This is a genomic window from Methylobacterium sp. Leaf118 (assembly GCF_920984675.1).
Taxonomy (GTDB): domain Bacteria; phylum Pseudomonadota; class Alphaproteobacteria; order Rhizobiales; family Beijerinckiaceae; genus Methylobacterium.
This window is the reverse complement of sequence record NZ_CAKLBV010000006.1, coordinates 21,995-38,470: the sequence shown is the minus strand read 5'-3', so window position 1 is coordinate 38,470 and position 16,476 is coordinate 21,995. Positions and strand designations below refer to the sequence as shown.

Annotated in this window: 19 protein-coding genes and 1 tRNA gene; 10 read left to right on the top strand and 10 right to left on the bottom strand. The window is 71.1% G+C overall.

What is annotated here, in order from left to right; translation table 11 throughout:
• Nucleotides 1–266: 266 nt before the first annotated feature.
• Complete coding sequence (locus LW587_RS04300) at nucleotides 267–1,256, bottom strand: Bug family tripartite tricarboxylate transporter substrate binding protein (RefSeq protein ID WP_232628364.1); 990 nt, start codon at nucleotides 1,254–1,256, stop codon at nucleotides 267–269.
• A 263-nt stretch (nucleotides 1,257–1,519) separates the two neighbouring features.
• On the opposite strand from LW587_RS04300, the gene LW587_RS04295 reads away from it, so the two are divergent.
• From LW587_RS04295 to LW587_RS04280, 4 genes are all read left to right on the top strand, one after another.
• Nucleotides 1,520–2,182: a Maf-like protein gene (locus tag LW587_RS04295; RefSeq protein WP_232628363.1), complete on the top strand. Its 663-nt coding sequence runs from the start codon at nucleotides 1,520–1,522 to the stop codon at nucleotides 2,180–2,182.
• The gene (locus LW587_RS04290) at nucleotides 2,179–2,382 is read left to right on the top strand and encodes a DNA gyrase inhibitor YacG (protein WP_232628362.1); all 204 of its coding nucleotides are present in this window, start codon (nucleotides 2,179–2,181) and stop codon (nucleotides 2,380–2,382) included. Before LW587_RS04295 ends, LW587_RS04290 begins: the two co-directional genes overlap by 4 nt.
• 128 nt (nucleotides 2,383–2,510) lie before the next feature.
• A tRNA-Phe gene (locus LW587_RS04285) sits at nucleotides 2,511–2,586 on the top strand.
• Nucleotides 2,587–2,978: 392 nt separating this feature from the next.
• Nucleotides 2,979–4,313 (top strand): LLM class flavin-dependent oxidoreductase, encoded by a 1,335-nt coding sequence (locus LW587_RS04280; protein ID WP_232628361.1) that lies wholly within the window; start codon nucleotides 2,979–2,981, stop codon nucleotides 4,311–4,313.
• Between the two features lie 8 nt (nucleotides 4,314–4,321).
• On the opposite strand, the gene LW587_RS04275 is transcribed toward LW587_RS04280, so the two are convergent.
• Both LW587_RS04275 and LW587_RS04270 read right to left on the bottom strand, forming a co-directional pair.
• A complete protein-coding gene (locus tag LW587_RS04275) occupies nucleotides 4,322–4,645 on the bottom strand; it encodes a hypothetical protein (RefSeq protein ID WP_232628360.1) in 324 nt (107 codons plus the stop codon).
• A gap of 70 nt (nucleotides 4,646–4,715) precedes the next feature.
• Nucleotides 4,716–4,958, bottom strand: a complete 243-nt coding sequence (locus tag LW587_RS04270) for a hypothetical protein (protein WP_232628359.1) — start codon at nucleotides 4,956–4,958, stop codon at nucleotides 4,716–4,718.
• 355 nt (nucleotides 4,959–5,313) lie between these two features.
• Here LW587_RS04270 and LW587_RS04265 point away from each other — a divergent pair, with 355 nt between their 5' ends.
• The 3 genes from LW587_RS04265 to LW587_RS04255 all read left to right on the top strand — a co-directional run bounded on the left by LW587_RS04265 (nucleotide 5,314) and on the right by LW587_RS04255 (nucleotide 7,873).
• Complete coding sequence (locus LW587_RS04265) at nucleotides 5,314–5,517, top strand: hypothetical protein (RefSeq protein WP_232628358.1); 204 nt, start codon at nucleotides 5,314–5,316, stop codon at nucleotides 5,515–5,517.
• Nucleotides 5,518–5,536: 19 nt separating this feature from the next.
• On the top strand, nucleotides 5,537–5,839 hold the full coding sequence (locus LW587_RS04260; RefSeq protein WP_232628357.1) for a hypothetical protein: 303 nt from the start codon (nucleotides 5,537–5,539) through the stop codon (nucleotides 5,837–5,839).
• Between the two features lie 144 nt (nucleotides 5,840–5,983).
• Complete coding sequence (locus LW587_RS04255) at nucleotides 5,984–7,873, top strand: tetratricopeptide repeat protein (protein WP_232628440.1); 1,890 nt, start codon at nucleotides 5,984–5,986, stop codon at nucleotides 7,871–7,873.
• A gap of 87 nt (nucleotides 7,874–7,960) precedes the next feature.
• On the opposite strand, the gene LW587_RS04250 is transcribed toward LW587_RS04255, so the two are convergent.
• Nucleotides 7,961–8,422, bottom strand: coding sequence for a hypothetical protein (locus LW587_RS04250; protein WP_232628356.1), 462 nt, complete (start codon nucleotides 8,420–8,422; stop codon nucleotides 7,961–7,963).
• A 254-nt stretch (nucleotides 8,423–8,676) separates the two neighbouring features.
• Between LW587_RS04250 and LW587_RS04245 the strand changes: the two genes are divergently transcribed.
• On the top strand, nucleotides 8,677–9,486 hold the full coding sequence (locus LW587_RS04245) for an enoyl-CoA hydratase/isomerase family protein (protein ID WP_232628355.1): 810 nt from the start codon (nucleotides 8,677–8,679) through the stop codon (nucleotides 9,484–9,486).
• A 123-nt stretch (nucleotides 9,487–9,609) separates the two neighbouring features.
• On the opposite strand, the gene LW587_RS04240 is transcribed toward LW587_RS04245, so the two are convergent.
• On the bottom strand, nucleotides 9,610–10,284 hold the full coding sequence (locus LW587_RS04240) for a GntR family transcriptional regulator (RefSeq protein WP_232628354.1): 675 nt from the start codon (nucleotides 10,282–10,284) through the stop codon (nucleotides 9,610–9,612).
• Between the two features lie 230 nt (nucleotides 10,285–10,514).
• Between LW587_RS04240 and LW587_RS04235 the strand changes: the two genes are divergently transcribed.
• A complete protein-coding gene (locus tag LW587_RS04235; RefSeq protein WP_232628353.1) occupies nucleotides 10,515–11,564 on the top strand; it encodes a threonine aldolase family protein in 1,050 nt (349 codons plus the stop codon).
• 73 nt (nucleotides 11,565–11,637) lie between these two features.
• Here LW587_RS04235 and LW587_RS04230 read toward each other — a convergent pair whose 3' ends face one another.
• The 5 genes from LW587_RS04230 to LW587_RS04210 all read right to left on the bottom strand — a co-directional run bounded on the left by LW587_RS04230 (nucleotide 11,638) and on the right by LW587_RS04210 (nucleotide 15,949).
• Entirely contained in the window at nucleotides 11,638–12,177 is a 540-nt protein-coding gene (locus tag LW587_RS04230) for a DUF4142 domain-containing protein (RefSeq protein WP_232628352.1), read from the bottom strand.
• A gap of 83 nt (nucleotides 12,178–12,260) precedes the next feature.
• Nucleotides 12,261–13,388 (bottom strand): carboxylate-amine ligase, encoded by a 1,128-nt coding sequence (locus tag LW587_RS04225; protein ID WP_232628351.1) that lies wholly within the window; start codon nucleotides 13,386–13,388, stop codon nucleotides 12,261–12,263.
• Between the two features lie 79 nt (nucleotides 13,389–13,467).
• The gene (locus tag LW587_RS04220) at nucleotides 13,468–13,827 is read right to left on the bottom strand and encodes a hypothetical protein (protein WP_232628350.1); all 360 of its coding nucleotides are present in this window, start codon (nucleotides 13,825–13,827) and stop codon (nucleotides 13,468–13,470) included.
• Entirely contained in the window at nucleotides 13,824–15,434 is a 1,611-nt protein-coding gene (locus LW587_RS04215) for a S10 family peptidase (RefSeq protein ID WP_442919093.1), read from the bottom strand. The genes LW587_RS04220 and LW587_RS04215 overlap by 4 nt, the downstream gene beginning before the upstream one ends.
• Nucleotides 15,435–15,496: 62 nt before the next feature.
• Complete coding sequence (locus tag LW587_RS04210) at nucleotides 15,497–15,949, bottom strand: DNA polymerase III subunit chi (RefSeq protein ID WP_232628348.1); 453 nt, start codon at nucleotides 15,947–15,949, stop codon at nucleotides 15,497–15,499.
• Nucleotides 15,950–16,124: 175 nt separating this feature from the next.
• On the opposite strand from LW587_RS04210, the gene LW587_RS04205 reads away from it, so the two are divergent.
• Nucleotides 16,125–16,430, top strand: coding sequence for a hypothetical protein (locus LW587_RS04205; protein ID WP_232628347.1), 306 nt, complete (start codon nucleotides 16,125–16,127; stop codon nucleotides 16,428–16,430).
• Nucleotides 16,431–16,476 lie beyond the last annotated feature (46 nt).

Below are 16,476 nucleotides of genomic sequence, written 5' to 3'. Positions count from 1 at the left end.
CTGCTTGCCGGACGCGTTGCAAACTCGCTTGTCCGGCATCGACCGCGGGTTCCGCGGTCCGTCATCTCTTTCTCACAAAACCCACCCCGCGCCATCATTGCGAGCGAGGAAAGATGAGGACATTCATGTCTTTGTAAGCGTCTTCAGTAGCACGTCCGGCAGCGGAGCGTGCACACGCCAAGCGCGAACCGAGCGGGGTCTCGGCCATCGGGACGGGGATCGTGGCCGCCCCACCGACATCGGCGGGGCGCGTCGGGCGCGGAGGGTCAGTCGGCCTGGATGCCGGCTTCCTTCACGACGGGCGTCCACTTGGCGATCTCGGCTTTGACGTGCTCGCCGAGCGCCTCGGGCGTCGAGGGGGAGACCTTCGCGCTGAAGGCCTTCATCCGCTCGGCGAGGCCCGGATCGGCCAGGGCCTTGGTCGCGGCGGCGTTGAGCACGTCGATGACCGGGCGTGGGGTCTTGGGCGGGGCGAACAGGGCGTTCCAGGTGTAGGTCTCGTAGCCCGGCAGACCCGCCTCGGCGATGGTCGGGACGTCGGGGAAGGACGCGGCGCGCTCCTTCGTCGTCACCGCGAGCGCCCGCAGGCTGCCGGCCTTGATGAATTCGGAGGCCGAGGGGAGGTTGTCGAACTGGATCGATACCTGACCGGCGACGACGTCGTTCAGCGCCGGACCGGAGCCGCGATAAGGGATGTGCTGCATCTGCACGCCGGCCATGCTCTTGAACAGCTCGCCCGAGAGGTGCAGCGGCGTGCCGACACCGGAGGAGGCGTAGTTGTACTTGCCCGGGTCGGCTTTGAGCAGGCCGATCAACTCCTTCACGTCCTTGGCCGGCAGCTTCGGATTGACGACCAGGACATTGGGCACCACCGCCAAAAGCGCCACCGGCGCGAAGTCGGTGACCGGATCGTAGGGCTTGCGCTTGAGGATCAGCGGGTTGAGCGCGTGGGTGGCGACCGTGCCCATCAGGATCGTGTAGCCATCGGGCTCCGCCTTCGCCACGCGCGCCGCGCCGACGTTGCCGCCCGCGCCGACCACGTTCTCGACGACGACCTGCTGGCCGAGGATCTCCGACATCTTCTGCGCGACGAGGCGCCCGACCACGTCGGTCGAGCCGCCGGCCGCGAAGGGCACCACCAGGGTGATGGGCCGCGTCGGATAGGCCGGCTGCTGTGCCAGACCCGCGTTCGGCAGGGCGGCCGCGACCAGGCCGCCGACGACGAGCGCCCGGCGCGAGAAACGTGAAAGGCCCATCCAACTGACTCCCGGGAGGTTTCTTGTCCGCTGCCGCGACTCACGGCACCGTGTCCGCGCATGAGGGGCATGAACCGGATGCAATGCAAGTCGAGCCCCATGCGGCGCGGAGGTCGAACGTTTCAGGATTTGCCCGCCGTCACCGGCCTCCGAACGGGTTCCCGCCTTGGCGTGCCGAGCCGCCGTATCGGCTGCGGTCCGGTCCGTGCCGGGCGGAGCATGGCGCTTTGCGGCGCCGATGACCTGTGCGTAAGACCTCGCGGATGATCGACGCTCCGCTCTCCGAAGGCTCCCCGTCCGGCGCTCCCGGCCGTCCGCTCCTCGTGCTCGCCTCGGCCTCGCCCCGGCGGCTCGCCCTGCTCCAGCAGGTCGGCATCGAGCCGGACGCCCTCCTGCCGGCCGACATCGACGAGACGCCGCGCAAGTCCGAATCGCCGCGCGAACTCGCCCGCCGCCTCGCCCGCGAGAAGCTGGCGGCGGCGCAGGCCGCGGCCCGGCGACGCGACGAACTGCGGACGGCCTATCTCGTCTCGGCCGACACCGTCGTCGCGGTGGGCCGCCGGGTGCTGCCGAAGGCCGAAACCCTCGACGAGGCGGCCGATTGCCTGCGCCTGCTCTCGGGCCGGGCGCACCGCGTCTATACCGGCGTCTGCGTGCTCTCGCCCAAGGACCGGCAGCGCGAGCGGATGGTCGAGACGCGGGTGCGCTTCAAGCGCCTCTCCAACCGCGAGATCGAGGGCTACCTCGCCTCGGGCGAGTGGCGCGGCAAGGCCGGCGGCTACGCCATCCAGGGTCTCGCGGGGGCCTTCGTGGTCAAGCTGGTCGGCTCGCACAGCGCGGTGGTCGGCCTGCCGTTGCACGAGACCATGAGCCTCCTGGAGGGCGAGGGCTTTCCGGTGCGCGGCGCCTGGGGCGCGGCCACGTGAGCGGCAAGACCGCGCCCGCCGGCGGACCCGCCTGCCCGATCTGCGGCAAGCCCGCCCAGGCCGAGACGAAGCCGTTCTGCTCGCCGCGCTGCGCCGATGTCGATCTCGGTCGCTGGCTCGGCGAGCGCTACGCCATTCCGACGCCCCTGGACGACGACGCCCGCCCTCCCCCCGAGGATGAGGACGACGGCGCCCGTTAGGCCCTCTCGCGAGGCCCTCTCCCGCGCCGGCAAAAAAGCCTCCGCCGGGAGCCGAAACGAGGCTGGACAGGCCCGCCGGGCTTCACTATACCCCCGCTCCGTCGCCAGCGCCCAGCGCGGCGGCCGATGCCCAGGTAGCTCAGTTGGTAGAGCATGCGACTGAAAATCGCAGTGTCGGCGGTTCGACTCCGTCCCTGGGCACCATTCTCCTGAGATCTTTGATCGTCTCGAGAAAGCGGCTCGTTCGGTAGGGCCCGTGCCATGCGCCCCGCGATCTCCCCGGCACCGCATTCGGCGCGTCCCCCGTGGCCGACGCGGCCCCCTGATCCCGAAGACGCTCAGGGCGATCGCCTCCGCCGGCTGGACAGCGGCGCCGGCAGCGCATTCCGTTCGCCCCGGTCCAACCGGCCGGCACGCCCGGCTCGGGCGAGACAGGGCCTCCCGGAAACGATCGGCCCCCGCGTGACTGCCCCCCGAAACCCGGGCCGGCCGTCCGATGGTGCGCGCCTGCCGCCGGGGACCGCGGCCCCCGATCGGCGGCATCCGATGGCCCCGTTCCCAAGTCCCCTTCCCGCTCACCCGTGCCGGAGGACGCCTTGAGCCAACCTCGCAAACGCCTGCATCTCGGCGCCTTCATGCGTCCCGTCGGCATCCACACGGCCTGGTGGCGCTACCCCGGCGGCTTTCCGGACGCGAATTTCAACCTCGACCATCTCGTGCGCTTCGCCCGCAAGCTGGAAGCGGGGCGGTTCGACGCCTTCTTCATGGCGGACCATCTCGCCGTGATGAACATGCCGATGGACGCGCTCAAGCGCTCGGCGACGGTGACCTCGTTCGATCCCCTGACGCTCCTGCCGGCCCTCGCCATGGTGACCGAACGGATCGGGCTGATCGCCACCGCCTCGACCACCTATAACGAGCCCTATCACGTCGCCCGCAAGTTCGCCTCGCTCGACCACATCTCGCGTGGCCGGGCCGGGTGGAACCTCGTCACCTCGAGCAATCCCGACGAGGCGCTGAACTTCGGCCGCGACGCCCATCTCGACCACGCGACGCGCTACGAGCGGGCGCGCGAATTCTTCGACGTCGTGACCGGATTGTGGGATTCCTGGGCCGACGACGCCTTCGTCCGCAACAGGGAGGAAGGGCTGTATTTCGATCCCGCCAAGCTGCACACCCTCGACCACCGGGGCGAATTCCTGACGGTGAAGGGCCCACTCAACGTGGCTCGCCCGGTTCAAGGCTGGCCGGTGATCGTCCAGGCGGGGGCCTCGGAGGCCGGGCGCCAGATCGCGGCGGAGACCGCCGAGGTGGTGTTCGGCTCAGCCTCTTCGCTGGAGGCGGGCAAACGCTTCTACGCCGACGTGAAGGGCCGGATGCCGCCGGTCGGACGCGATCCGGATTCCCTGAAGATCCTGCCCGGCGCCTTCGTCGTGGTCGGGGCCACCGAGGCGGAGGCGATCGAGAAGAAGGCGCGGCTCGACGCCCTGGTGCCGGTCGAGAGCGGGCTCGCCAACCTCTCCGTCAGGCTCGGCATCGACGCTTCCGGCTTCGATCTCGACGCGCCTCTCCCCGAAATCCCCGAGACCAATGCCAGTCGGAGCGGCCAGGCACAGATAGTCGACTATGCCCGCCGCACGGGGGCCAGCGTCCGCCACCTCGCCCAGCGGGTCGGCGGCTATGGCGGGCTGACCTTCGTCGGCACGCCGTCGCAGGTCGCCGACCGGATGCAGGAATGGCTCGAGGCCGACGCCTGCGACGGCTTCAACGTCATGTTCCCGTTCGTCCCCGAGGGGCTCGACGCCTTCGTCGACGACGTCGTGCCGGAATTGCAGCGCCGCGGCCTGTTCCGCACCGCGTATGAGGGCACGACGCTGCGTGACCATCTCGGGCTGAAACGGCCGGGCAACCGCTTCTTCGACGGCGCCTGACCGCCGCCTCAGCGGCGGTTGGTCAGCCCGTAGAGGGCGAACCCCGCGAGCGCCGCGACGCCGAGGGCGAGGAGCGGGTGCGAGCCGAGCCCGTCGGCGGCGGCCCAGCCGCCGCGCTTGGCGCTCTCGACGAGCGCCCAGCCCTTCAGGATGCGGGCGGCGCGGTTGCGGTTCTCCTCCCGGGTCGGGAGATGCACGACGTAGTCGTCGCCCCGGCGGTAGATGTCGATGCTGTTGCGGGCGAACCCCGCCCGCACGAGCCGAGCCTTGGCGGCATGGGCAGCCTCGCGGCTCGAAAAATCGGCTTCGACGCCGACGGTGTCGTGGGACATCTCCCCTCCTCGCGGATCACGGTTTCGGGAGGAGGAAGCCCGTCGCCGGCCCGTCGGTTCCGGGCGCCGCTCACGCGGCCCTGTCGGCCTCGCAGGCATCGATCCGCACGGCGCCGTCCGCGGTCAGCGAGCAGATCACCTCGGTGCCGTCCTCGAGGGCGAAGGCGTGGAACAGCCGCCGCTCCAGTTCCTCGAGACCCTCGCCGGGCAGATCGGCGATCGCATCGCGGGCCCGCTCTTCGATCTCGGGCAGGACGCCGCGGCTCTCGCCGATGTCCTGGGCGGACTTCGTGAGGATCACGTCGAAAGACATGGTCGCCTCCTTCAGCAACGATCCATCGGGCCGGGGAAAACAAGCCGGTCATGCGACTTTTTTGGGGCGGGCATCGTCGCGCCTCCGCACGGGCCCGGGAACCCGGCCCGGCGGGCCGGCGCGACGGGCCCCCACGCGCCGCGCCCCTGTGCCGCAGCCGGGTCGCGGGATGTTATCGCCGCATCCCCCGTGCGGATCGACGCCCGATCGCAGGAGAGTGGATGATTCGTCAGTCACTTAGCACGGCTGGACACCGTGCCGCCCGATCCCGTCCGGCATTTCCGTTCCGCGGGTCGACGGGACTACCCTCCTCCGTCCCTGGCCGCTTCCGGCCGGGCCAGGAGCCCGGGTCCGCATGAACCCCATCCTCGTCGTCGCTCTGATCTGCGCCTCCTCGGTTCAGGTCCCGGACTGCTCCCGCGAGACCGCCCTCGACGTCATCATCGGTCCGGCCAACACGCTTCAGGAATGCCTGATTCAAGGCCCGGTGCTCGCGGCGAGCGCGGGACCTGCGGACGCCAACACCTATGTGAAGACCCGCTGCGAGCGGCGCCGCTGATTTTACGAAGGGGACGACCATGGCCGATGAGGGCAAGGGGACGGTCGATCCGGCCCGGGCGGTGGAGATGCGGCTGCGGGCGCGCCTCGCCGTGGTGGAGCGGGCCGCGTGGTTCGGCTTCGTCGCGGCGATGCGCGCCGATCCCTCCGGAACGGAGGCCGCGATCGACGCCGAGCGGGCGCGGTGCCGCGAGGGGTTCGGCAGCGGCGCCTGGGCCCGGGACCTCACCACGGCCGAGCGCGCGCTCCTCGGGGACGAGGTCGAATCCGGCCTCGCCCGGCTCGTCGAGGACGCCCGCGCCGAGATCGAACCGGGCGCCTGAACGCCGCTCCCGGCCGGCCCGGCCGCGCCATCCTTTCGCCTTGCGGTCATGGCGGGATGGGTACAGTGTCCCCGCAAAATGGGCGCCGGTCGACTGGAAGGGCTCAGCCCCGTCGGCGCCGCAAGGAGCCCGCGACTGGTGATCATGAACGGATACGCCGCCCGCCGGAGCGCCTCGGCGCTCGCCCTGCTGCTCGCTGCCTCCGTGGCCGGCAGCCTGCCGGCCGCCGCCCTGCAGCCGCGGGAATCCTCACCGATCTCCGAATACGAGCCCGCGGAATCCCTCGAAGGCAACTTCCTCTCCGCCTACATCGCGGGCGCCTCGAAGGACACCGCCGCCGCCGCGAGCTTCTACCGCGAGGCCGTGAAGGGTGACCCGCGCAACGCCGAATTGCTGGAGCGGGCCTTCGTCTCGCTGCTGGCCGACGGCGCCATGACCGACGCGTTCCGGGCCGCCGAACGGCTCGCGACCCGCGAGGGCTCGAACGGGCTCGCCCACCTTGCCCTGGGCGTGCGCCAGCTCAAGGCCGGGCAGTTTTCCGCCGCGCGCCAGAGCTTCGGCCGCAGCGGGCGGGGCGCGGCCGCCGACCTCACCGCGACGCTTCTCACGGCCTGGGCCTATGCGGGCGCGAATGACGGCAAGCGCGCCAACGACACCCTGAACCGCCTGCGCGGCGAGCGCTATTTCAACGTCTTCCGCGACTACCATGCGGGCCTGATCGCCGCGCTGGTCGGCGACAAGGGCGAGGCCGAGCGCAAGCTGAAGGCGGCGTTCGAGGCGGACCACAACACCCTGCGCATCGTCGACGCCTATGCCCGCTTCCAGGCCGGCGCCGGACGGACCGACCTCGCCATCGACGCCTACAGCCAGTTCGAGAAGGTGATGCCGCGCCACCCGATGGTGGTCGACGCCCTCGAGAAGCTCAAGGCCGGCAAGCCGCTGACGCCGCTGATCAGCTCGGCCCAGGAAGGCGCGGCGGAGGTGCTCTACGGGCTCGGCTCGGCCGGCTCGACCCAGGGCGACGAGCTGCCCGCCGTGGTCTATCTGCGCCTCGCCCTCTACCTCGCCCCCGAGCACGCGGTGGCGCGCCTGACCCTCGCCGACACCCTCGACCGGATGAAGCAGGCGGAGCGCTCCAACGAGGCCTACGCCCAGATCCCGGCCAGTTCGCCCCTGAAGCTGAATGCCGACATCCAGGTTGGCCTCAACCTGGAGCAGATGGGCCGCGGCGACGAGGCTCTGGAGCACCTGAATACGGTGCTCAAGAGCAACCCGGACAACATCGACGTCATCTCCGCCCTCGGCAACGTGCAGCGCTCGCGCAAGAAGTTCCCCGAGGCCGCCGAGACCTATTCCCGCGCCATCAAATTGGTCTCCGCCGACAAGGAGGCCCAGCACTGGACGCTGTTCTACTTCCGCGGCACTGCCTTCGAGCGGGCCGGCGACTGGCCGAAGGCCGAGGCCGACCTCAAGAAGGCGCTCACCCTGCTGCCCGTGACCCAGCCGAACGCCAAGGCGCAGGTACTCAACTACCTCGCCTATTCCTGGGTCGACCGGAACATGAACATCGACGAGAGCTTCAAGATGCTGAAGCAGGCCGTCGATCTGTCGCCCCGCGACGGCATGATCATCGATTCCCTCGGCTGGGCCTATTTCCGCCTCGGCCGCTGGGACGACGCCGTGCGCGAGCTGGAGAAGGCAGTCGAGCTGAAGCCGGGCGATCCGACCATCAACGACCATCTCGGCGATGCCTATTGGCGCACCGGCCGCCGGCTCGAGGGCAAGTTCCAGTGGCAGCACGCCAAGGATCTGAACCCCGAGCCCGACGATCTGGTCAAGATCAACGCCAAGCTGAAGGACGGCCTGCCGGAGCTCGACAAGCCGACCGCTACCGCCGAGAACCCCCAGGCGCCCGCCGATCCGGTGCCCGCGCCCGTGGCGGCGCCCCACAACCCGCAGAATCCGGAACTGCCGAAGGGCGCCCCGGCTCCGAACGAGCCCCCGGGTTCGGCGGACAGGAAGCCCGGCGGCTGAACCCGGGCCGATCCCCCGCCGGGTCGGGCGGCCCCGATCCGATGGATCGGGCTGTCCCCGACCGGTCGGGAACGGCGCGGGTCAGGATCAGTAGCGGGCCGTGATCGCGCCGCGCTCCACGGCGCAGGCGCCGGCCACGGGCCCGACGACGAGGTCACCCTGGCGCGGATTGTTGAGGGCGAGCGGCCCCGTGTCCTTGCGACCGAAGAAGCCGCCGCCGAGCTGCGGCTCGAAGAACCCGTCTCCGAACGCGATGTAGCAGCGGTCGATCACCGCCACCGTGCCGTAGCTCGCCCGGAACGCCGCCGCCTCGGGCCCGGCCCCGCGCCCGCAGGTCAACGCCACGTCGATACGGCCCGAATCCCGGTAGCGGATCGATTGCGAGCGGCGCGGGCCCACCGCGACCCAGGGGCCGCCGTCTCGGCTGACGAGGGCGGTGTAGCCGGAGCGGTTGATGATCTGCCGGGTGCAGCCGGCCTCGGCCGAACCCGCCGCGATCAGGCCGCCGAGCGTCGCCGCGATCCCGGCCGCAATGCTCAAACCCCGCATGGTGCTTCTCCCTCGCCGGCCCGGCACGGCCACGCTCGGGCCGTCAACCGGGCGCGGGCCGCGAGCGTTCCACGCCCCATGAGAGGCGATCACGCCACCGGCCGGACCGGATGGCCGAAAAGGGCGGCGAAGTGGGCGCGAACGAAGGCGCCGGGGCCGGGCGATCGTCCCGGACGAGCCCGTGCTAGAGCTCGATCGGTGCGGCCCGCCTGTGCGAAACCCGCCTCCGAACACCCGGCCGAAGAGACCCCGTCATGAGTGCCATCCCCCACGATTCCGCGCCCACCGACGCGCTGCTGTTCTCGGTCGATGCGGCGGGGATCGCCCGCATCACCCTCAATCGCCCGCAGGCGCGCAACGCGCTGACCTTCTCGATGTACGAGGGGCTGATCGCCCTGTGCGAGCGGCTTCAGGGCGACTGCTCGGTCCGGGCGGTGATCCTCACGGGCGCGGGCGGGAAGGCCTTCGCGGCGGGCACCGACATCGCCCAGTTCCGCGGCTTCGCCACCGGAGCGGACGCCATCGGCTACGAGCGCTTCATCGATCGGGTGCTGGACGCGATCGAACGGCTGCCGATGCCGACCATCGCGGCGGTGGCCGGGGCCTGCACGGGCGGGGGCGCCGTCATCGCGGCGACCTGCGACCTGCGCATCGCCACGCGGGACGCGCGCTTCGGCATCCCGATCGCCCGCACCCTGGGCAATTGCCTGTCGCCGCGCACGCTGGGGCGGCTCGCCGCCCTGATCGGCCCGGCCCGGGTCAAGGAAATCCTGTTCACCGCCCGCTTGGTGGAAGCCGAGGAGGCTCAGGCGATCGGCCTCGTCCACGAGATGGTGGCGGACGGGCCGGCCCTGGAGGCCCGCGCGACCGAACTCGCGACCCTGATGGCGGGCCATGCCCCGCTCACGCTCCAGGCCACCAAGGAAGCCCTGCGCCGGCTCGCCGCCAACGACCCCGACCAGTCTGGGGACGACCTGATCGCGCGATGCTACACGAGCGATGATTTTCGCGAAGGCATGGAAGCCTTCCTGGCGAAGCGCCCGCCGAACTGGACGGGGCGCTGAGGGAGCGCGCTCCCGGCACCCGGACCCGGGCGGCGGAGGCCGGCGCTCGGGACACCGCCGGGATGGCTCAGGATCGCGGACGGACCCGTCCGGATCCGGGACGATGTCCTGACTCTCCCGGTCCTAGCTCTCTTCGCCGTAGGTCGCCGCGATCACCGGCTTCTTCGAGCGGATGTGTTTGCGCATCAGCGCGGCGAGCGCATCGCCGTTTCGGTCGCGTAGCAGCGGGATCATCCGCTCGTGCTCGTCGACGGCCCGGGCCCATTGCTCGTCGGTCTGATGGGCCGAATAGCGGGTGCGCTGGATGCGGCCGGTCAGGCCGATATAGAGGCTGCGCAGCTTGGCGTTGCGACTCGCCAGCATGATCGCCTCGTGGATCTCCCGGTTGAGCCGAAAATACTCGGCCTCGTGGCGTCCCCGCCAGGCGACCATCATCGCCTCGTGCCGCGCCTCGATGGCGGCCAACTCGGCCTCGGTGATGACCCGGCAGGCGATGTCGCAGGCGGTCGCCTCCAGCCCGGCGACGACCTCGATCATCTCCTCGAGTTCGGTGCGGGAGATGCTGGCGACCCGCGCCCCGCGATTCGGGAGCAGCTCGAGCAGCCCTTCGGTTGCGAGGATCTTGATGGCCTCGCGAAGGGGCGTGCGCGAGATGCCGAAGCGCTCGGTCAGCTCGCTCTCATTCACCCGCGCGCGCGGTTCCAGCTCGCCGTCGTTGATCAGCTCGCGCATGCGGTCCGCCACCTCATCGTGGAGGTAGCGGCGGCTGATCCCGATACTGGGCTCAATTCTATTCATCGACAAGTCAAATCATTCTTGAAGGCGAACCATTGCGTCTCAACGTCTAGGCATCGATCCGCCTTCTGTCGAGACTCCGGACTCGTGCCGACTTCGTGAGTCACACGAAAAGCTTGACATTTCTGCCCCGCCTTACACGGGCCCCGACCCTAGCACGGGCTTGGCACGGATCGTATTTTTAATGCACATTCAACGCCATCGAAGGCCGACGGCCGCGACCGAGACCCCGCATGATCGACCTGTACAGCGACACCCAGACACGGCCGACGCCCGGCATGCGCGAGGCCATGGCCCGCGCCGAGGTCGGCGACGAACAATCCGGATCGGACCCGACCACCAACGCCCTGTGCGAGCGCGTGGCGGCCCTCCTGGGCATGGAAGCCGGGGTGTTCATGCCCTCGGGCACGATGTGCAACCTCGCCTCGATCCTGGTCCATACCCGCCCCGGCGACGAGATCATCGTCGACGATCAGTCCCACATCTACAACACCGAGGCCGCGGGCTCGGCGGCGATCGGCGGCGTCTCGGTCCGAGCCCTGCCGACGCGGGTCGGCCTCTTCACCCTGGCCCAGGTCGAGGCGGCGATCCGCCCGCCCCAGCGCACGGCGCCGCGCTCCGCCCTGGTCTCCGTCGAGCAGACCACGAGTTTCTCCGGCGGCACGGTCTGGGACGTGGCGGAGATGCGGCTCATCCGCGACTACGCGCAGGCCCGGGGCCTCAAGGCGCATATCGACGGGGCCCGGCTCCTCAATGCGGTCACCGCGACCGGGATCCCGGCGGCGGACTACGCGGCGGGCTTCGACAGCGTCTGGATCGACCTCAGCAAGGGACTCGGCTGCCCGGTGGGCGCGGTGCTGTGCGGCTCGGCCGCCTTCGTCGAGGCGGCCTGGCAGTGGAAGTACCGCCTGGGCGGCGCCATGCGCCAGTCGGGCGTGCTCGCGGCGGCCGGCCTCTACGCCCTGGACCACCACATCGCGCAGCTCGCCGAGGACAATGCCAACGCGGCTTGGCTCCATCGAGCCATCGCCGATGCGCCGGGCCTGAGCTTCGACCCGACGGCGGGGCAGTCGAACATCCTGTGCTTCACGGTTGACGGGCTCGGCGTCACCGCTTCGGCCTTCGCCGCCGCCTGCCTGGAGGACGGGGTCCGCATCCGGGCGCTCGGCCCGCGCCAGATCCGTGTGACCGCCAATCTCGATGTCGACCGCGCCGGCATCGAGCGGGCCGCCACGGTCATCCGGGCACGGGCGAGCGCGTTCGCCACGCGCGCCCGGACCTAGACCGGTCCGCGATACGCTCCTCGCGCAGGGGTCTGGACGCGGCGTGCATGGCTCGCCGCGTCATCGCCGATCCCTATTTCTTGTCGAGGTCCTGGGCCATTGTCAGGTGCGCGTCGAGATGGGGCTTGTGCTTGGCGGCGAAGGCCTTGAGCTCCGGATTGTCGCCGCCCTCGGCGTAGCGCTTGTAGAGGTCGGTGGCGTTCTTGTGCCCCGTCACCTGATCGTCGTGGTACTGCTTGGTGAAGTCCGCGCCGTTCAGACCCTTCAGCTTGTCGAGTTTGGCCTGGTGGGCCGAATCGAGCGCGGTCGGCAGCTCGGCCTTCACCTTGCCGCCCTGGAGGAGGGTCTTCATCTCCTGCGAGACCTTGCGGTGATCCTCGATCATCTTGCGAGCGTAGGCCTTGGTCGGCTCATCGGCGCGCTCGACGGCGAGTTCGCTGGTCTGGATCTCGAACAGGTCGCTGATCGCGGCCTGCGTGACGAAATCCTGGGTCGAGGGGCTGACGCCGATCAGGGAATTCACGCCGGTCTTCTCGCCGACGGACTGGGCCTGTCCGGGACCGGCGGCTCCGAGAAGGAGCAGGCCGGCGATGGCGGCGGTGGACGTTCTCATGGGGCTCTCCTGGCGCGGCGCCTGGACGGGTGGTGGGAACCGGGGGGCCCCCTCCCGGTTCCTGACACCGCCGCGGGCCGAGCCTATTCGCCGCAATCGGCGGTCTGCCGGGCGAGCCAGTCGATCACGCTGGAGAGCGCCTTGCGCTCGCTGCCGCCCGCCGCCAGAGACGCCTCGTAAGCCGCGATCTGGCCGTCGGCGCTGGAGCCGCACGACACGATGGTCAGGGCGTGTGCAACCTGCGCGGCGCAGCCCAGCGCCGCCGCATCCTCCGCCGCGAGGTCGAGCAGTTGCTCGACGAGGCGGAGCATCGGCACCGCCTCCTCCGTCGCCGGGTCGATGAGCGCGGCATGGACCCCGTCGCGCTGGGCCCGCCACAGATTCTCCATCGCGAAGCCCCGCGCGGCGCCGCTCGGCGGGGGGGCGAGGTCCGGCCGGCGCACGCAGAGGCGCACGAGGCAGCGGTAGAGCGCGGCGATCGCCAGGGTGTCCCGCAGGCGGGTGCAGCTGTCGGCGACCCGCAATTCCAGGGTCGGATAGCGAACGGAGGGGCGGATGTGCCACCAGAGATGGGTCGCATCCTCGATGGCCCCGGTCCGGGTCATGACGCGGACGTAGCGGTCGAAATCGGCGGCATCCGTGAAGGATTCCGGCAGGCCCGTGCGCGGCAGTTCGGCATAGGCCCGCAGGCGATAGCCGGCGAGCCCGGTGCGGTGCCGATCGTAGAACGGCGAGGAGGTCGAGAGGGCGAGCAAGACCGGCAGGTAGGGCGTGAGCCGGTTGATCAGGGCGATGCGCGCGTCGGGCTCGGGCACCTCGACATGGATGTGCAGGCCGCAAACGACGGAGCGGCGTCCGACCATCTGCAGGTTGTCGATCATCTTGCGGTAGCGCAACGTCGCGGTCTCGCGCTGCTTGGCCCAGATCGCGGTTGGATGGGTGCCGGCGGCGAAGACCTTCAAACCGTGCTCGCGCCCGATCCGGCCCAGGCTCGTGCGCAGCCGGGCCAGCGCCTCGTGGGTCTCCGCGAAGCTCACCGACGGCTGCGAGCAGATCTCGGCCTGGTTCTCCAGAAGCTCGCGCTCGACACCCTCCAGGCGATGGCCGGCCGCCCGGTGGAACGCCGCGACCGAGCCCTCCGGCGCCGCCCGGGTGCGGGCCGTGGCCAGGAACAGCTCTTCCTCGATGCCGAACCGGTACTCGTGGGCCATCGCGCGGTCACCTTCCTGCCCGGCGATCCGCCCAGGCCGGTCGAGTGGCAAGCAATCCTGCGCCCAGTCCGGCTGCGCGTTAACGTACGATGCGATCGAGGCGGTTGTTCACGAAGAAATACAGCTCCCGGGCCCCGGGCTCGGCATAGAGCACCTGCACCTCGCGGCCGGCGCGACCCTCCCCGACCAGCACGTCGGTCGGCGGTCGCCCCTTGAGCCGCACCAGCGCGCACTCGCCGATGCCGGGCTCGATCGCCGTGGCCGTGCCGGGATCCGTCGCGGTGCAGGCCCCGCTTCCGTCGAGGACCGGGCCGACAAAGGCCGGCGCCGCGGGCGGGGCGATGCGCGGCGCCGGCGGAGCCGCGACGGGGGCCGCCCGCTCGGTGGCCGTGCAGGCCGAGAGAGCGAGGGCCGCGATCAGCGCCGGGACGAGCCTCACGGGGTCGGTCGGTCGCGCTCGAGCGCGGGGCCCTCACCCGCCGCGCTGCCGTCCGAGCGCGCCTTCACGGCGCGGGCGAACAGGTCCGCCGCGTCGTCGTGGAAGGCTTTTCGCGAGTCGGGCCGAGTGTAGAACATGTGGCCGCCGGGATAGACCGAGAGCGTGAGCCGGTCGGCCGCGCCGTAGACCGGCATCTGGTCGATCAGCATCTTCGAGGCGAAGTAGGGCGTCACGAGGTCCGTGAAGCCGTGGACGACGAGGACCCGCAGGGTGCCGTCGAGCGCCAGGACATCCTTCAGGGCGCCCATGGCCTCCGGAGCGGAGCGGCCCGAGCCCCAGCTCCAGCCGCGATTGACCGCGTTGTTCAGGAGTTCGTAGCGCATGGTGTCGATGCGCCAGCCGAGACGCTCGGCGTAGAGGCGCACCATGGCGCCGGTGAGGGGGGCCTGGAGGGCGGTGAGCACCGGATCCTCGAAGCCCGAATGCGCCGAGGTCGGGTCCGGGTCCCAGCCCGTCACCCCGGTGTCGTAGGCCGAGGCGACCCGGCCGGCGGCGCGGCCGATCTCGCGCTGGTAGCTGCCCGCACTGAGCCGTCCGGCCTGCCGCCGCACGGTCTCGGGGTCGAGGCCGGTCAGCGCCGCGACGCGGTCGGTGAGGCGCGCCACCGCCTCCGGGTCGGAGGGGCCCTTGAGCAGGTCGGCGAGATAGGCGCCCGAGGCATAGGCCTCGGCGTCCCGCATCAGGGCGCGCGTCGGTGTGGCGCCGGTGCGCTCGAGGGCGGCGGCCGCGAAGGAGGGCAGCCGGGTCACGAAGCCCCAGGGCGTGGTGCGGGGCGTCTGCAGCCACGCGAAGTCGAGCACCGGCGAGAGCAGCACGAGGCCCGACAGGCCGATGCCGACATCGTCCTGGAGCTTGCGGGCGATGAGCGGCCCGCGGAAGCCGCCATAGCTCTCGCCGACGAAGAATTTCGGCGAGCCGAGCCGGTCGTTCTGGCGCAGGTAGCGGGCGATGGCGGCAGCGAGGATCGAGGCATCCGCATCGACGCTCCAGTACTTCTTGCCGTCCCCGTCGGCGGCGCGGCTGTAGCCGGTGCCGACGGGGTCGAGGAAGACGAGGTCGGTGAAGTCGAGCCAGGTCGAGGGGTTCGGCTGGAGAGCGAGGCTCTGGGACGGGCTGATCGTCGGCCCGTCGGTCGGCAGGCGCCAGGGACCGATCGCACCGATGTTGAGGAAGGCCGAGGACGCCCCCGGCCCGCCATTGACCGCGAAGGTCACGGGGCGCGACGCGACCTCCTCCGGCTTGCCGGGCCGCTGATAGGCGATGAAGGCGATCTCGGCCTGGAGCTTGCCGTCCTCGTCGACGAGGGCGAGGCTGCCCGCGGTCGCCTTGAAGGCGAGCGATCCCCCCCCCGGCAGGGTCAGGCTGTGGTCGGTGGTGGAATCGGGTGGCAGGCGCCGGCCCTCGCGCTCCGGAGCCTTGCGGGCCTGGCCCTGCGGGGGGCCGGACTGGGCGAGCCCGGGCACCGGGGCGAGGCCCACGGTCAGGGCGAGGAGCCCCGCGAGGCAGGCCCGGGCCACCCGCGACGGGCAGGGCTTGGTCGGTGGCATCATGGGCTCGTGTCCGATCCTCGATCGCGCGTCCCCGGCCCCTCGGCCGGCGACCCGTCGCCTCACGCCTTCTTGGTCCAGCGCCCGCTCTCGTCCTGCTGCCAGTAGGCGACCGCGTGGCCGGCCTGCTTGGCGCCGCGCCACTGCTCCCGGGCATGGAGCAGCGCGTCGGTGTCGGTGCCGTCGAACAGGATGCAGATGCGCGCGTAGCCGCTCGCATCCTCGGGCAGTTCGGCGCCTTCCACGAGGAAGCGGATCGACGCACCGTTGGGGTTCACGTCGCGCAGCGTCAGCACCACCGGCTGCGTCGCCGCATCGGTGTCGCGGTCGGTGCCATGGGGGAGGAAGCTCTCGTCCGCGTAGGTCCACAACCCGTCATCGAGGGCCTGGAGCCGCTCCTCGCTCACCGCCTGGATAGCCGCCTGCCAGCCGCGCTCCAGCGATTTCTCGAGGAGGCTCGGCAGCACCTTCTCGAGGGGCTGGCGCTGGAGGTGGTAGAACAGGATCTCGGTCACGGCCCCCTGATATAGCGCCCGCGCCCGTCGGCACAGCGCGGACGCAGCGTCGCGGGCGCCGAAGGTTTGCGGCCGGGCCTTCCGGCACCGTCGCCCCGGCGGAGACGATTGTTCTGAACAAAGCCGTCGACCGTGGGGTTCGCTCCTCCGACACTCATCAGGGATGGACACCATCATGCGAACCACCACGATCGCCCTCGCCGCCTCGCTGACCCTGGCCCTTTCGGGCGCCGCCCTCGCGCAGACCGGCACGGCGCCGGGCGCGGGTGCCGCCGGAGGCAGCGCGCAGGACAACATGAACAACCCCGGCAGCGTGAAGAGCAATTCCGAGAAGGGCATGGAGCGCGCGACCGGCTCGGCCACCGGCGGCACGACGGGCTCGACCGGAACCGGCATGGCCCCGGGCGCCCCGGGCGCGGCCGGCGGCACCACCGGCGGCAACATGGGTGCGAGCGGCGCAGGCGGCGCCGCCGGCCGCTAAGCGAGTCCGTCACGAATCGCACGGGGCCGGGGATCACCCGGCCCCG

Bases quoted from the DNA above. Each gene is read 5' to 3' on its own strand.
- LW587_RS04300 (WP_232628364.1), bottom strand. From the start codon at position 1,256: ATGGGCCTTTCACGTTTCTCGCGCCGGGCGCTCGTCGTCGGCGGCCTG.
- LW587_RS04295 (WP_232628363.1), top strand. From the start codon at position 1,520: ATGATCGACGCTCCGCTCTCCGAAGGCTCCCCGTCCGGCGCTCCCGGC.
- LW587_RS04275 (WP_232628360.1), bottom strand. From the start codon at position 4,645: ATGTCCCACGACACCGTCGGCGTCGAAGCCGATTTTTCGAGCCGCGAG.
- LW587_RS04270 (WP_232628359.1), bottom strand. From the start codon at position 4,958: ATGTCTTTCGACGTGATCCTCACGAAGTCCGCCCAGGACATCGGCGAG.
- LW587_RS04265 (WP_232628358.1), top strand. From the start codon at position 5,314: ATGAACCCCATCCTCGTCGTCGCTCTGATCTGCGCCTCCTCGGTTCAG.
- LW587_RS04260 (WP_232628357.1), top strand. From the start codon at position 5,537: ATGGCCGATGAGGGCAAGGGGACGGTCGATCCGGCCCGGGCGGTGGAG.
- LW587_RS04255 (WP_232628440.1), top strand. From the start codon at position 5,984: ATGAACGGATACGCCGCCCGCCGGAGCGCCTCGGCGCTCGCCCTGCTG.
- LW587_RS04250 (WP_232628356.1), bottom strand. From the start codon at position 8,422: ATGCGGGGTTTGAGCATTGCGGCCGGGATCGCGGCGACGCTCGGCGGC.
- LW587_RS04245 (WP_232628355.1), top strand. From the start codon at position 8,677: ATGAGTGCCATCCCCCACGATTCCGCGCCCACCGACGCGCTGCTGTTC.
- LW587_RS04240 (WP_232628354.1), bottom strand. From the start codon at position 10,284: ATGAATAGAATTGAGCCCAGTATCGGGATCAGCCGCCGCTACCTCCAC.
- LW587_RS04235 (WP_232628353.1), top strand. From the start codon at position 10,515: ATGATCGACCTGTACAGCGACACCCAGACACGGCCGACGCCCGGCATG.
- LW587_RS04230 (WP_232628352.1), bottom strand. From the start codon at position 12,177: ATGAGAACGTCCACCGCCGCCATCGCCGGCCTGCTCCTTCTCGGAGCC.
- LW587_RS04225 (WP_232628351.1), bottom strand. From the start codon at position 13,388: ATGGCCCACGAGTACCGGTTCGGCATCGAGGAAGAGCTGTTCCTGGCC.
- LW587_RS04215 (WP_442919093.1), bottom strand. From the start codon at position 15,434: ATGCCACCGACCAAGCCCTGCCCGTCGCGGGTGGCCCGGGCCTGCCTC.
- LW587_RS04205 (WP_232628347.1), top strand. From the start codon at position 16,125: ATGCGAACCACCACGATCGCCCTCGCCGCCTCGCTGACCCTGGCCCTT.